Source organism: Rhodococcus sp. FW305-130, assembly GCF_058788335.1.
The window spans coordinates 542,916-555,849 of sequence record NZ_JBYTAP010000003.1 but is presented as its reverse complement, the minus strand read 5'-3'; the positions used below and the strand labels follow the sequence as shown (position 1 = coordinate 555,849).

12 protein-coding genes are annotated in these 12,934 nt (G+C 62.8%); 5 read left to right on the top strand and 7 right to left on the bottom strand.

Annotated elements, in window-relative coordinates; translation table 11 throughout:
* Position 1 precedes the first annotated feature (1 nt).
* Both AC3WQS_RS12535 and AC3WQS_RS12530 read right to left on the bottom strand, forming a co-directional pair.
* Positions 2-1,846, bottom strand: coding sequence for a DUF2339 domain-containing protein (locus tag AC3WQS_RS12535; RefSeq protein WP_492712669.1), 1,845 nt, complete (start codon positions 1,844-1,846; stop codon positions 2-4).
* A 137-nt stretch (positions 1,847-1,983) separates the two neighbouring features.
* Complete coding sequence (locus AC3WQS_RS12530; protein WP_019747106.1) at positions 1,984-2,556, bottom strand: TetR/AcrR family transcriptional regulator; 573 nt, start codon at positions 2,554-2,556, stop codon at positions 1,984-1,986.
* A 150-nt stretch (positions 2,557-2,706) separates the two neighbouring features.
* Here AC3WQS_RS12530 and AC3WQS_RS12525 point away from each other — a divergent pair, with 150 nt between their 5' ends.
* Complete coding sequence (locus AC3WQS_RS12525; protein ID WP_020968577.1) at positions 2,707-3,234, top strand: cupin domain-containing protein; 528 nt, start codon at positions 2,707-2,709, stop codon at positions 3,232-3,234.
* 35 nt (positions 3,235-3,269) lie between these two features.
* Positions 3,270-3,722: a MaoC family dehydratase gene (locus AC3WQS_RS12520; protein WP_019747104.1), complete on the top strand. Its 453-nt coding sequence runs from the start codon at positions 3,270-3,272 to the stop codon at positions 3,720-3,722.
* Between the two features lie 4 nt (positions 3,723-3,726).
* Here AC3WQS_RS12520 and AC3WQS_RS12515 read toward each other — a convergent pair whose 3' ends face one another.
* The 4 genes from AC3WQS_RS12515 to AC3WQS_RS12500 are packed head-to-tail and all read right to left on the bottom strand — an operon-like array spanning position 3,727 to position 7,519.
* Positions 3,727-4,446: a DUF1707 SHOCT-like domain-containing protein gene (locus tag AC3WQS_RS12515; RefSeq protein WP_042950911.1), complete on the bottom strand. Its 720-nt coding sequence runs from the start codon at positions 4,444-4,446 to the stop codon at positions 3,727-3,729.
* 17 nt (positions 4,447-4,463) lie between these two features.
* Positions 4,464-5,096 (bottom strand): response regulator, encoded by a 633-nt coding sequence (locus AC3WQS_RS12510; RefSeq protein ID WP_047269712.1) that lies wholly within the window; start codon positions 5,094-5,096, stop codon positions 4,464-4,466.
* A gap of 28 nt (positions 5,097-5,124) precedes the next feature.
* Positions 5,125-6,348 (bottom strand): MacS family sensor histidine kinase, encoded by a 1,224-nt coding sequence (gene macS, locus AC3WQS_RS12505; RefSeq protein WP_003945490.1) that lies wholly within the window; start codon positions 6,346-6,348, stop codon positions 5,125-5,127.
* Positions 6,341-7,519, bottom strand: coding sequence for an AI-2E family transporter (locus tag AC3WQS_RS12500; protein WP_019747101.1), 1,179 nt, complete (start codon positions 7,517-7,519; stop codon positions 6,341-6,343). Before AC3WQS_RS12500 ends, macS begins: the two co-directional genes overlap by 8 nt.
* 192 nt (positions 7,520-7,711) lie before the next feature.
* On the opposite strand from AC3WQS_RS12500, the gene AC3WQS_RS12495 reads away from it, so the two are divergent.
* A complete protein-coding gene (locus AC3WQS_RS12495) occupies positions 7,712-9,190 on the top strand; it encodes an adenylate/guanylate cyclase domain-containing protein (RefSeq protein ID WP_003945952.1) in 1,479 nt (492 codons plus the stop codon).
* Between the two features lie 9 nt (positions 9,191-9,199).
* Positions 9,200-10,306 (top strand): lysylphosphatidylglycerol synthase transmembrane domain-containing protein, encoded by a 1,107-nt coding sequence (locus tag AC3WQS_RS12490; protein ID WP_029254570.1) that lies wholly within the window; start codon positions 9,200-9,202, stop codon positions 10,304-10,306.
* On the opposite strand, the gene AC3WQS_RS12485 is transcribed toward AC3WQS_RS12490, so the two are convergent.
* The gene (locus AC3WQS_RS12485; protein WP_007734477.1) at positions 10,303-10,983 is read right to left on the bottom strand and encodes a FadR/GntR family transcriptional regulator; all 681 of its coding nucleotides are present in this window, start codon (positions 10,981-10,983) and stop codon (positions 10,303-10,305) included. The genes AC3WQS_RS12490 and AC3WQS_RS12485 overlap by 4 nt on opposite strands.
* A 163-nt stretch (positions 10,984-11,146) precedes the next feature.
* Between AC3WQS_RS12485 and AC3WQS_RS12480 the strand changes: the two genes are divergently transcribed.
* Positions 11,147-12,883 (top strand): 2-isopropylmalate synthase, encoded by a 1,737-nt coding sequence (locus AC3WQS_RS12480; RefSeq protein WP_492712670.1) that lies wholly within the window; start codon positions 11,147-11,149, stop codon positions 12,881-12,883.
* Positions 12,884-12,934 lie beyond the last annotated feature (51 nt).

Sequence of the window (12,934 nt, the reverse complement as noted above, 5' to 3'; positions counted from 1 at the left end):
CTCATGATCCAGAAGCGGAGCTGACCTGCTCCTGCCTGGCGAAGGCTCGTGCATAACGAGTCCCGACCAGCAGGAGCAGCAAGCCGACCACCAGGAAGGCAGCGCTGCGCACCAGCCCACTGAGCGTGGCCAGGTCGAAGAGGAACAGCTTGGCCACTGCCGCGCTGGTGAGAGCAAGACCAGCTCCGAGCAAAACGCGAGCATGCTGACGGTTGTTCAATCCGAGCACCAGCGCTGACGTGGCGGCAAGCATCCAGACGATGGTTGCAACGCTGTGCCCGGCAACAAATCCGGTTGCACTGTCGAAGATTTCGACGCCGGACGAGACGAGCGCACACGTCACCGCGTAGAGGACACCGAACCCTGCGGCCGCCCATAGAACCGCTGCATTCGAATCGGCGATCAACTTCAGTCGGTGAATCGCCCACACCAGCATCACCAGTGCACCTATCGCCGTCAGGCTCGAGAGTGCCGTGATCGCACCGAGTTGCATGGATGCGGCACGGGCAGTCGTCAACGCTTCCGGCGGAACCGTCGTGAGGTATCCGATCGATCCGATTGCCGCAAAGGCGGTTCCGAGGGCGAAGACGAAGCGCGAACCCGCATACAGCGAGACTCCGAGGAAGATCATGCCGACGGTGAGGACCAGCGGTACGACCAGAGATTCCGTCGCCCCGGACAAGCAGCACAGCAACAATGCAAGAGCGCCGGTTGCGCCCAGTCCGAATCGCAGTTGCGTCGGCAAAGGCTTGGCTGCCGCTGCAGCGGAAAGTAGTAGTAGCGCTGCAATTCCGTACAGCACTGCGGATTCGGTGCGCCCGAGCACGGCCCCGACGCTCATCAGCGGAAGGGACGAGACAACAAAGGTAGCGGTGGACCACGCCCCTGCAACTCCGCCGCGCGAGGGCGAACCCGTCCACTGCATAGCCATCGCGCAGCCCGCGCCCACTATTGCAACCACGCCGGCACTGATCACCAATTGCACTGCACTGTTACCGGATTCGCTGAAGATGGACTCCGACGCTATCGCTACGAGCAGCGCGAGAACCACCGGTACTGTGCGCGCCATGCCCAGGTACTTCCAGTCACGACCGAGTTGGGCGGAGAACGTCGCCGACTGGATCGCGAAGAGGAAACCGATGAGAGTCAACGATATTCCCGACGTCAACACGGGAGCCAGCACCGCTGCGCCCAGAACGATCATGAGCGCCAGTGATTCGGAATCCCATTTCACCCCCAAAGCAACGCCGGCCGCGGCAATCCCGAAGGCAATCACCACCGCGAGCGGCGTCGTCACCCAACCGTAGAGAACAGAGGCAGCGACGACGTCGAGGTACATTCCCGCAAAACCGGTGGCAGCCAGAGCAATCGCTCCCACTTTGCCACCTGGTCGTCCGTGGACCCGTACTCCGGCAAACACCAAGGCGCCGGAAAGGAGTGCGCCACCGAGCACCCGCAGCGGCGGTCCGAAGAATCCGGCCTGCGCTGCAAGTACCAGCAGCATCACGACGCCGATCAGTGTGACGGCTACACCGGCGGCGGCCAGGAGTCGACTGATGACACCGTCGCGTTGCCACCAGGGCTGGCGAGGTGCGGCAACCGGATACGTCGGCGGCTGCCAGGTGGGCACGTTCTGCTGAGGACGCATTGGCGGCATCTGTGGCGCCGGAGCTGCGGGTGCCGGAACTACCGGCATGGGCGGGGGCACAGTAGCCGAGGCCAGCTGAGTCTGCAGGATCGACAGGTTCTGGCCCATGTGGCGCAACTGCCGGCCGATGCTGTCGCACTCGGCTGACAGGGCGGTCACCAGTCGCGGATCGACGGCGGAAGAGCTCGGTGTGGTCATGGCTACGAGCTTGCTGCGTGGCCGAACCGATCAGATGAGTAGTACTACTCGATCAGCCTGGGGAGTTCTCGTATTCAACTGAGGACACCTTCGACTGACGGCACCATCGACCGACTGCATCATCGACCGACAGGGAACTATCGCCGAGGCGCTGCATTCCGCAATCGTTCGGAGAGCAACCGACCCGAAGTGTGAAGCGGAGCGGGATCCTGACGCGCCCGAGCGAGGACAAGCGCGCCCTCGAGTGCGGACAGAGCGAGAATTGCCTCGGACTCTGCGTCTTCGCGGGACCAACCGTCGGCTTCGAGGCGCTGAGCCAGCAGCCCCAGCCACGAGTTGTACCCGTCCGCACAAGCACCACGGATGACCTCGGATTCGGTTGCGGCATCCAGTGTTGCCGTGGCCAGGGCGCATCCACGTTCGTAGTCCGAATCCGACAAACGCGCAGCCAGTGCGGCAGCAAATGCCGAGATCGCGGTGGCGGCATCGGGTGAGCTCTCCAGGAGATGCCGGATGAAATCGGCCATTGCCTCACCGCGTCGCCTCAGAGCCTCGCCTGCGAGTTCTTCCTTGCCACCGGGAAAGTGAAAGTACAAGGACCCCTTGGTGGTCGCGCTCGCCGAGAGCACTTCCGACACACCCGTTCCCGCGTACCCCTTCCGCTGCAACAAGTCAGCAGCGGCATCGACCAACAAATCCCTCGTAGACATAAGTTCAACATACCGATCAGTACACATATCAACAACACTTGAAGTGCATAAATCGCCAAAACCTTGCATCACTAGACCGATTGGTACATGATTCGAGAATTGAAACCGGAGCGCAGCCAACGACGCTCACGACGGCAAAGGACCAAATCGATGTCACCGAATTCCGCAAACCACACCACGACGACCGTCCTCGGACCGGACGTAGATCTTGCCGGGACTCTCGCGGCCACCGGCGTCCGGATGATGGTTCGAAGCAAACAAACCGAGGGAGGATTCTCTCTTGTACAACACCGCATCGCTCCGCATTCGATGACCTCACCGGTCCATCGCCACAGCCGCGAAGACGAGTACACGGTGGTTCAAAGTGGCCGCGTCGCAGCGATGGTCGGAGACGAGGTCGTCTACGCGGAGACTGGCGCCATGATCTTCAAACCGCGTGGCCAGTGGCACGCCGTGTGGAATCCCGACGACGCTCCAGCACGGATTCTCGAAATCATCACGCCCGGAGGGATGGAAGACCTGTTCGAACTGATGCCGAAACTTCTGGCCGAAGCAGGTTCCGCCGCGGAATCGGTTGCAGCGCGGGTAGAAGCAGATTTCGGGATCGAATTCGATCTCGTTGCCACCGCCGAGATCGCACAGACGCACGGTGTGGGATTCGGCATCGAAAGTCACTGACCGACTGCCAGCACCTACCGATCAAAGGAAGATTCATGCTTGTACTCACCGGAGCAGAAGACCTCAGCGCCAACCTGAACCAAGAGTTGGGCGTCAGCGACTGGCACGATGTCACGCAGGAGTCCATCGACGAGTTCGCCCGGGTCACCGGCGACGATCAGTGGATTCACGTCGATGTGGATCGCGCGAAGGAGTCACCGTTCGGTGGAACGATCGCGCACGGCAACTACACGCTCTCACTCGGACCCATGTTCTCGTATGCGATGTTCTCGCTCGAGGGTTTTGCGTTTGCTCTCAACTGCGGATTCGACAAGGTCAGGTTGCCTGCTCCGCTTCCGGTTGGCTCTCGCGTCCGCATGCGTGCAACGTTGAGCAAAGTCGAACCGATCAATGGCGGCGTCCAGATCACGGTGACGCAGACATTCGAACGAGAACACGGTGACAAACCCGTGTGCGTCGCCGAGATGTTGACCCGCGCGTATCACTGAAAGGTCAGGAGCCGAACATCTTTCGGATCGTGGTACCGAAGGGATGCTTCGCGGTGACACTGCCGAATCGCACCTTGCCGTGCACCACCAGATGCAGCGGGCCCATCTGCGGGCCGGAACGAACCTTGTTCGACGCGCTTCCTCCGACTGCTTCGACACCGTTCATGTCCACCGTCGCCTCTTCGGGAACGATCAGTGAAATCGAACTGGCGTAGTCGTCGATCGAGATGTTCACGACCTGCGTCTGCATCACGGCGCGCGTGAAGTCGATAGTCACACTGGACATTCTGGTATCGACCACGACAGAGGGAGGAACGATCCATGCGCCGTTTCGCGTCACCGTCGCCATTCGTCCACGGATTACGGCAGCATTTGCCGTTCCGTAGTTACCGACTACCGGAGCCCCGACGGGTGCGCGGTAAGGCAGGCTCGGGTGAACCGGCGGCGGTTGGGGTTGGTACGTCGGCGCAGGATACGGCTGGCCTTGGTACATCGGCTGACCTGCATTGGGATACGCGGGTGGGTCGTAGTCGGAGATCAGCGTGATGCCCGGAAGATCGGCGAGAACCGAGTTGAGCTCACCTCGCGTCTTTGCAGCCAAGGCAGTGTCCATGCGCTCGGTGAACTCACCGAGCGAGAGCATCCCTTGACCGACAGCTTTCTGCAGCAGCTCGCCGACGTGCTCTCGTTCGGCATCGGATACGCGTAAATTCCTGGCCTCCATGATTTCCAGGATAAACGTTATTCGAGACCTTGTTCTATTGCGTATCGCGTGAGCTCGACGCGATTGGCCAACTGAAGCTTCCGAAGCGTTGCCTGCACATGGTTTTCGACGGTCCGGTGGCTGAGCGAGAGCCTCGTGGCGATCTGTTTTGCGCTCAGCCCCTTGGCGACAAGACGGAGCACTTCGGTCTCACGGTCGGTGAGCCGAGGCAGCTCGGGTGCGCGATCGTCGGCCGGTGCCGTCGACATCCGGCGGTACTCGCCGAGCACCAATCCGGCGAGGCCGGGTGTGAAGACAGCTTGTCCGTCGAAAGTCGCTCGCACGGCCTCGAGTAGTTCCGCCACCGAAGCACTCTTGACCAGGTAACCCGACGCTCCGGCTTTGACCGCGTCGAGGACGTCGTCACGCTCGGCGGAGGCCGAAAGCACCAGTACCTTGCTCTTCGGCGAAACCTCGAGCACTGCGGTGGTGGCGTCGGCACCGTTTCCGTCCGGCAGGTTCATGTCCATCAGAACCACGGCCGGTTGCACGGCGGCGGCTCGGCGGCGCGCACTCTCGACGCCCTCCGCCGTGGCGCTCACGGTGAAGCCGGCGGCTTCGAGGTCCCGGGAGACACCGTCGCGCCACATCGGGTGATCGTCGACGACCATCACCGTCACCGGATTCTCGCCCTTTTCGTCAGCCACGCTCACTCTTCCCCTTCGGAACGTTGATCTCCCATTCGGTGCCCTCCCCCGGCCCGGTTTGCAGGACTGCAGTTCCGCCGAGCACCTGTACTCGACCGAGAATGGACTTCGATACTCCCATGCGGCCTTCGGCCTCGGCCTGCGCCAAGCGACCTTCGGGGATTCCGACGCCGTCGTCGCGGACACTGACGATCACCTCGTCCGGCAGATCTTCGAGCAATACGTACGCCTTCGCCGCAGGACCGGCGTGCAGCCCGACATTGGACAGGGCATTGTCGACGATGGCTGCCAGTTCGATTGCTCGATCGCGCTCGATCACGACCGGATGCGCGGGCGTCGACACCGACACCGACGTGCTGGCCTGCGTGGTCAGCAGCGGACACAGATCCACTGTCTGTCCGCCGACATCTGCCGCGGCACCCGAAACCTGCTCGGAAATCAGCATTCTCAACGCGACCTCCTGCTCGCCGGCCAGAGCGGCCAGCTCAGCTGCCTCGCCGCCGAGTGCGGCTCCTCGCCGGCGCACCATCGCCAGCACCTGCAGAACGCCGTCGTGTACTTCGCGTGCCAAGCGTTCGCGCTCTTCCGTTGCCGCGGCCAGACGTACGGCTTGTTCGAGTTGCCGATGCGAGCGCCGAGCGGTGGTGGTGGCCAAGCCCAACGCCAGACCAACCGATACGAGAACGGGAGCCGTCGCATCGCGCCAGAGATCCAGGTTGACCTGATCGCGGATGATCGCGCTGGCCGCCGAAATGACAACTCCGGACGCCATACCGAGCCACGGCCCGCCGAGAATTGCCGCGGAGATGACCGCGTTGGTGGCCCACAGCGTGGTGGGGAGCGTCTGGTGATTCTGATACCACTCGTGGTCGGAGACCAGCCTCGTCGACGCCATCAGCAAGATGACGACCACCTGATCGGCGATCACCACCTGGTACCTCGGCAGCTTCTTCCCGAACAACGCACCGGAGGTCCCGAGCAACAGTGCCGACACCCCGGTCCACACGGCCATCAGAGCGACGAAGAACCAGCTGAGCCGGGAGTTGGTGTAGTCGGAGGCCGAAGCGAACTGGTAGCTGATCGCGTACACCAGCGTGACAAGGCGAAATGCCTGCGCCGCCCGCCACAGCGGGGCATCAGGATCGGTGTCGACGCCCGACGCCTCGCGAACGGTCGGCTGATAGTGCAGCCGACGACGGCGGGTGGGCTCAGTCATCGGGAGGAGTGGGGTTCACGATGCGAGGCTCGGCGCGCGGCTCGTCGGGTTCGGCGGGGAACAGTGGGGTCTCCGGATCTTCGACGTGCAGTTCGGCATACGCGATATCCGGGTCGTCGGCGAGGAGGGAACGAATGGCGGTATTCAGGACCGCGACGATCGGAACAGCCAAGAGCCCGCCGACGATTCCGGCGAGGACGATGCCCGTTGTAATGGCGAGAACGACTGCCAGCGGATGCAGGCGAACAGCGCGACCCAACAACAGCGGTTGCATCACGTGCGCTTCGAGCTGCATGACGCCGATGATGATGCCGAGGACGATCAGTGCCGTCAGGAAACCCTTCGTGACCAGAGCGACAAGCACCGCGAGAAAACCGGTCAGAAATGCACCGACGATCGGGATGAACGCGCCGATGAACACCAACGACGCCAGCGGCAGGGCGAGCGGCACCCCGAGAATCGCCAGGCCGGCACCGATACCGATCGCGTCGGCGGCGGCAACCGCGACCGTGGCCCGCACGTAACCGATCAGCGACCCGAAACCTGCAGAACCGGCGATCCGCACGCGACGACGAGCGTCGGTGGGAACGATCCGGGTGACGAACTGCCAGATCTGGTCGCCGCCGTAGAGGAAGAAGATGAGAGTGAACAGCGTCAGCAATGCCCCGGTGAAGATCTCGCCGATGACCGTCGCTGTGGTCAAGGCGCCGCTGGTCAGGGACTCACGATTGGATTGCACCGACTTGACGACCGAATCACCAGCCTGGCGGATCTGGTCCTCACTGAAATGCAGCGGTCCGCTGGTGAGCCAGTTCTGAATCTGCGTGACACTGGCCGTGAACTGGTCGGTGAGCTGGGGCAACCCGTCGATGAACTGCTCGACGACAAACGTCATGATTCCCGCGACCAGTCCGATCGAGGCAAGCAGAACGACGATCACGGCTGCCGAGCGAGGAACACCCCACACCTGTAGCCGATCGACAACCGGAATCAACAGAGCCGATGCCAGTAGAGCCAGCCCCACCGGGATGAGCACGGTCTCGAGGCGCAGAACCACATATCCGAGAACCAGTAGCCCGGCAAAGATCACGATGAGGCGCCACGACCATTCCGCCGCGATGCGCACGCCCGGGTGCACCGCCCGAGCGTCGGCGGAGATGGGTTTGTTCATCCTCGAAGCTCGCTCCGCACGCCCCCTGTTTGCGTTCACCTCGCGAGCCTAACCGGACCGGCCGACACAGGTGAGCGGACCAATAATCGGACGCGCGTACCAACACTTCGAGCTCTGCCAGCTAAATTGAACCCTGTGCGGGCCTCATACAGAGCAATAGCGGTGACCATCCGCAGCCGGTGGCCCCTCTATATGCTCTCCATGCTCGCGGCCAATCTGATCGGCGCGGTGCTGGTCTTCGCTTTCGTGCGGTACGGCGTTCCGATCCAAGAGTCCGACGCGATAGTTGCCGACCGGGTCCGCAACTTCGCGATCTTCGGCGTTTACCTGGCATTCGCCGGTGCCGTCAGCCTCACCGCGGCGGCAATGATGTTGAAGTCGGTCATCCGTTGGCGGCTGCGCGGGGGTCCGCCGACGAGGTCCGAGCAGATGGCGGCACTGCACGCGCCGCTTCGCCAGGCCATCGTCCACCTGGTGCTGTGGATTCTGGGCGGCATCATCTTCGTGTTCCTGACCATCACCGAGATGCCCGGACTCGCGATCGCCGTGATCGTGACGGTCTGCATGGCCGCGACCACGACCTTCGGGTTCACCTACATGCTCGGCGAGCGCATCTTGCGTCCGGTCGCCGCCCAGGCGTTGAGCGAGGGCGAATTCGATCGGACCATGGCGCCGGGCGTCGGAACCCGGCTGGCGATGACCTGGGGACTCGGCACGCTGATGCCCGTCGCAGGCATCATCTTGCTGTGCTCGACGCAGCTCACGACCGATCTCGAGTTCTCCCCCGACTCGCTCGCGTGGGCGATCCTGCTCATCTCGATCATGGCGATCGTGCAGGCCTTTGCACTGTCGATGCTGACGGCTACTCAGATCTCCGATCCGATCCGACAACTGCGACGCGCCATCGAGCGAGTGCAGCGCGGCGCCACGGACGTACGCGTCGAGGTGTTCGACGGCAGTGAGATCGGCCGGCTACAGGTCGGATTCAACCGCATGATGAAAGAGTCCGACGAGCGTCGCCTGCTGCGTGAGCTGTTCGGCCAGCACGTCGGCGAGGACGTGGCCCGGCGCGCGCTGAAGTTCGGTACCGAACTGGGCGGCGAAACTCGATTCGTGGCAGTTCTGTTCGTCGACATGGTCGGATCAACCGGTGCCGCGGCCGAGCGCCCGCCGGGCGAAGTGGTCGAACTGCTCAACGAGTTCTTCCGTGTGGTCGTCGACGTCATCGATCGCCACCACGGTTTTGTCAACAAGTTCATGGGTGATGCGGCGCTCGCCATCTTCGGTGCACCACTCGATCGACCCGACGCTCCGACGGCAGCCCTCGCGGCGGCTCGCGAGCTGCGGTTCAAGCTCAACGACATCACCGGCTTGGACGTCGGTATCGGCGTGAGCGCGGGACTCGCGGTCGCCGGCAACATCGGTGCTGCCGAACGTTTCGAGTACACCGTGATCGGCGATCCGGTCAACGAAGCATCACGGCTCACCGAGCTCGCGAAACTTCGGCCCAGCCGAGTGCTGGCGTCGACGAGCGCGCTGTATTTCGCCGACGAAGAGGAACAGGCCGAGTGGGAACTCGGCGAGCAAGTCCAACTGCGTGGGCGCCGACGACTGACGCATCTGGCGTGGCCCGAAAAGTATCCAGAGGTCGATCCGGATCAAATTGGTTAGGGTGAGTCGATGGCTCAGCCTGGAAATACCCCACGGCGACTGAGACGACCACGCTCGCCCGTGGCCGAGACCAGTCGGGCCAGAGGGCGCTTCTGGTGGTTGAAGTGGCTGCTCGGGGTGGCTCTGATCGCCCTTCTGATCGTCGAGGGAATCATCCTGTGGCCTCGTCTCAACGAGTACTGGCAAGCTCTCACCGAAATCCATTGGGGTTGGGTGGCTGCCTGTGTAGCCGCCCAGGCGGTGTCCCTCAGTGGTTACGCGTCCGTTCAGCAGCGCCTTCTCAACGCGGCAGGTGTTGTCGCCGGTCACCTCAAGAACCTCTCGGTCATCTACGCCAGCACGGCGATGGCGTTGACGTTGCCTGCCGGCCAGGTCTTCTCGACAGCGTTCACGTACAAGCAGACTCGAAAGTGGGGGGCGACGCCGGTTGTCGCGTCCTGGCAGTTGGCAATGTGCGGTGTCATCGCCGCCGCGACTCTGGCACTACTCGGTGCCACTGGCGCAGTGGCGTTCGGCACCAAGGTCAGCCCGGTGACGCTGACGATTTCGCTCGTCGGCATGGCAGCACTGTTTCTGGCGTTGCGATACGTAGCCCAGAATCCCGGCAGCATCGAACGCATCGGGCACCGAGTTCTGGCGCTGTACAACCGTTCCCGCAAAAACCCGACCGGGCGCGGTATGCACCGTTGGTCCGAAATCCTCAAGCAACTGGACTCGGTTGAACTCAGTCGGACCGACACTGCGGTTGCCTTCGGATGGTCGGCAGTTCACCGAGTTGCCGACGTCCTCTGTCTCGGTTTCGCTTGTTGGGCAGTAGGAGCCGATCCGTCCTTCGCCGGCCTGCTGATCGCGTTCACAGCGGCGAAAGCGGTGGGCAGTATTCCCCTCATGCCGGGCGGTCTCGGCTATGTCGAGCCCGTGCTCATCACAGCACTGACCATGGCGGGCTCTACCTGGGCGCAAGCCGCAGCAGCGGTATTCGTTTATCGGATAATCAGTTTCGTACTTGTCGCTCTGGTGGGATGGCTCATCTTCCTCGTGTCATTCCGTGCAACCCACCACGAAGACCTCGAGATGGATCTCGAGTTCGAACGCCGCGAACAGCCGGGCGTTTAACGTCGCAACGCTGCCGCCATGTCGTCGAGGTGTGCCCGGCTGATCCGTACCGCTGCCTCCGCGTCGCCGGCTTCGATGGCGTCCACCAACATTCGATGCTCGTCCGCATCCGGCTGACTGTGTGGATGCAGGTCCAGAACCGCGATCAACTCGATCAACGCGGCCCGCAGACGCGGCACAAAAGTCTCGAAGAGTTCCGACAGCACGGGATTGTGTGCCGCATCCACCACTGCCCGGTGGACCGCAATGTCGGCGTCGACAAACGCTGCGTCCCCAGAGTGCGCGGCGGCAGTTCTACCGTCCAACGCCTGCCGCAGAGCCGCGACGTCAACGGCATCGCGGCGCTGTGCCGCCAGCCGAGCCGCTTCGATCTCGACCGCATTTCGCACCTCGACGACATGAAGAATCGCCTCGGCTTCGAGCACGCGCGGCCACTGATCCGGAGGCGTCGTACTCCGTAGGAAGACGCCGGCACCCTGTCTCGATTCGAGCATGCCGAGGCCCGCGAGGGTCCGCACCGCTTCCCTGATGGTGGACCGACCGATACCCAACTGCGCAGCCAAAGTGGTTTCACCTGGAAGTTTGGCGCCGACTTCCCATTCACCGCTCACGATCCGCGCTCGCAGCAACTCCGCAGCCTGGTCGGTGAGCAGCCGACGCTCGACGATCGGTGACACGTGAACTCCTCAGGTTGTCTGATAAGTGATTTCGTTCTAGTGTAGCCCGCATGGCTACAGGAGCACTCCTTCTCGACTGCCGCGGCGGGGCCTGACAGACCGGCACCCCTCCGCGGGGTTTCGCCATGCCGGTCTCTCGACTCGACCGCAGGAGAAACCGAAGATGAGTACAACCCGCGCCAACCGCTGGAACAACCAGAAGCCGTCACCCATGCCGTCCGAGCGCTATCGCGCCGCGTGGGATCGCGTCGACATTCCGACTTTCGACCGAACGTGGCCGTCCAATCGCACCACCGCGGCGCCCCTGTGGGTGCCCGTCGATCTGCGTGACGGCAATCAAGCCCTCGCAGAACCGATGGACCCGGAACGCAAGCGCCGAATGTTCGAACTGATGGTGGCGATCGGCTACAAGGAAATCGAGGTCGGCTATCCCTCTGCGAGCCAGACCGATTTCGATTTCGTTCGCGACCTGGTGCGGTTCGATCTCGTTCCCGACGACGGCACCATCGTCGTATTCACCGCCGCGCGTACGGATTTGATCGAACGGACGTACCAGTCGATCGAGGGACTGCCGAACGCGGTCGTCCACATGTACACCGCGACTGCGCCGACGTGGCGAAACGTGGTTCTCGGCAAGGAGCGAGAAGAGCTGCACGACATGATTTTCCGCGCGGCACAGGACGTGGCCCGTGGCGGCGAAGGCCACGACGGGTGGCGATTCGAGTTCTCCCCCGAGGTCTTCAACCTCACCGAACCCGATTACATCCTGCAGGTCTGCAACAGCCTCACCGAACTCTGGGACGCCAGTCCCGATCGCCCGGTCATCCACAACCTGCCTGCCACAGTCGAAATCGCCACCCCCAACATCTATGCCGACCAGATCGAATACATGCACCAGAACCTGGCCCGACGCGATTCGGTGATTCTCTCGGTCCACCCGCACAACGACCGCGGCACCGGGGTTGCATGTGCCGAACTGGCAGTACTGGCCGGCGCGCAGCGCGTCGAGGGATGCCTGTTCGGCAACGGCGAGCGCACGGGCAACGTCGACCTGGTCACGCTGGGGCTGAATCTGCATGCACAGGGCGTCGATCCGGAAATCGACTTCTCCGACATCGACAAGATCCGTCGAACGGTGGAGTACTGCAACCGAATTCCCGTCCACGAGCGCCACCCGTACGGCGGAGATCTCGTGTACACGGCATTTTCCGGAACCCACCAGGATGCGATCAAGAAGGGCTTCGCCCATCACTACGAGAGTGCGGAGGCTGCCGGCGTCGATCCGGGATCGGCGCCGTGGGCAGTCCCCTATCTGCCGATCGACCCCGCCGACGTCGGCCGCGATTACCAGGCGGTGATTCGTGTGAACAGCCAGTCGGGCAAAGGCGGAATCGCTTATCTGTTGCAGACCGAGTACGGGGTCGAACTCCCCCGGCGCCTGCAAATCGACTTCGCCTCGCGGGTGCAGCTCGAAACCGACGACTCGGGCACCGAAATGACCGCCGACCAGCTGTGGAAACTGCTGCTGCGCGAGTACGGGTACAACGGAGGAGTGCGTCGGTACTCACTGGAACACACCGCCGACGGTGATCAGTTGTTCGTCGCCATCGATCGCGACGGACGCGAGGTCACCGCTGTAGCCAGTGCGTCCGGGCCGGTCGAGGCCTTGAGCAAAATCCTGACCGACCAAGGCTCGGCCGTCGAGGTCGTCTCGCTCACCCAGCATTCACTGCCCCGTAACCCGGGGTCTTCCGGTAGTGCGAATTCGGCAGTCACCATCGCAGAATGCGTGGTGAACAGCGAGGGGCGCTGGGGCATTGCGGTGCATCAGTCGGTGACAGCGTCGGCGCTTCACGCCGTCTATGCCGCAAGCACAAACACTGTGATGCAGCTCACATGATCTTGCGGAAGGATTTCCTGGGGTCCATAGTTGAAGCTACAAGAACTTGAA

Excerpts from the sequence above, each read along its gene's own strand:
- AC3WQS_RS12535 (WP_492712669.1), bottom strand. The coding sequence starts at position 1,846 with ATGACCACACCGAGCTCTTCCGCCGTCGATCCGCGACTGGTGACCGCC.
- AC3WQS_RS12530 (WP_019747106.1), bottom strand. The coding sequence starts at position 2,556 with ATGTCTACGAGGGATTTGTTGGTCGATGCCGCTGCTGACTTGTTGCAG.
- AC3WQS_RS12525 (WP_020968577.1), top strand. The coding sequence starts at position 2,707 with ATGTCACCGAATTCCGCAAACCACACCACGACGACCGTCCTCGGACCG.
- AC3WQS_RS12520 (WP_019747104.1), top strand. The coding sequence starts at position 3,270 with ATGCTTGTACTCACCGGAGCAGAAGACCTCAGCGCCAACCTGAACCAA.
- AC3WQS_RS12515 (WP_042950911.1), bottom strand. The coding sequence starts at position 4,446 with ATGGAGGCCAGGAATTTACGCGTATCCGATGCCGAACGAGAGCACGTC.
- AC3WQS_RS12510 (WP_047269712.1), bottom strand. The coding sequence starts at position 5,096 with ATGGTCGTCGACGATCACCCGATGTGGCGCGACGGTGTCTCCCGGGAC.
- macS (WP_003945490.1), bottom strand. The coding sequence starts at position 6,348 with ATGACTGAGCCCACCCGCCGTCGTCGGCTGCACTATCAGCCGACCGTT.
- AC3WQS_RS12500 (WP_019747101.1), bottom strand. The coding sequence starts at position 7,519 with ATGAACAAACCCATCTCCGCCGACGCTCGGGCGGTGCACCCGGGCGTG.
- AC3WQS_RS12495 (WP_003945952.1), top strand. The coding sequence starts at position 7,712 with ATGCTCTCCATGCTCGCGGCCAATCTGATCGGCGCGGTGCTGGTCTTC.
- AC3WQS_RS12490 (WP_029254570.1), top strand. The coding sequence starts at position 9,200 with ATGGCTCAGCCTGGAAATACCCCACGGCGACTGAGACGACCACGCTCG.
- AC3WQS_RS12480 (WP_492712670.1), top strand. The coding sequence starts at position 11,147 with ATGAGTACAACCCGCGCCAACCGCTGGAACAACCAGAAGCCGTCACCC.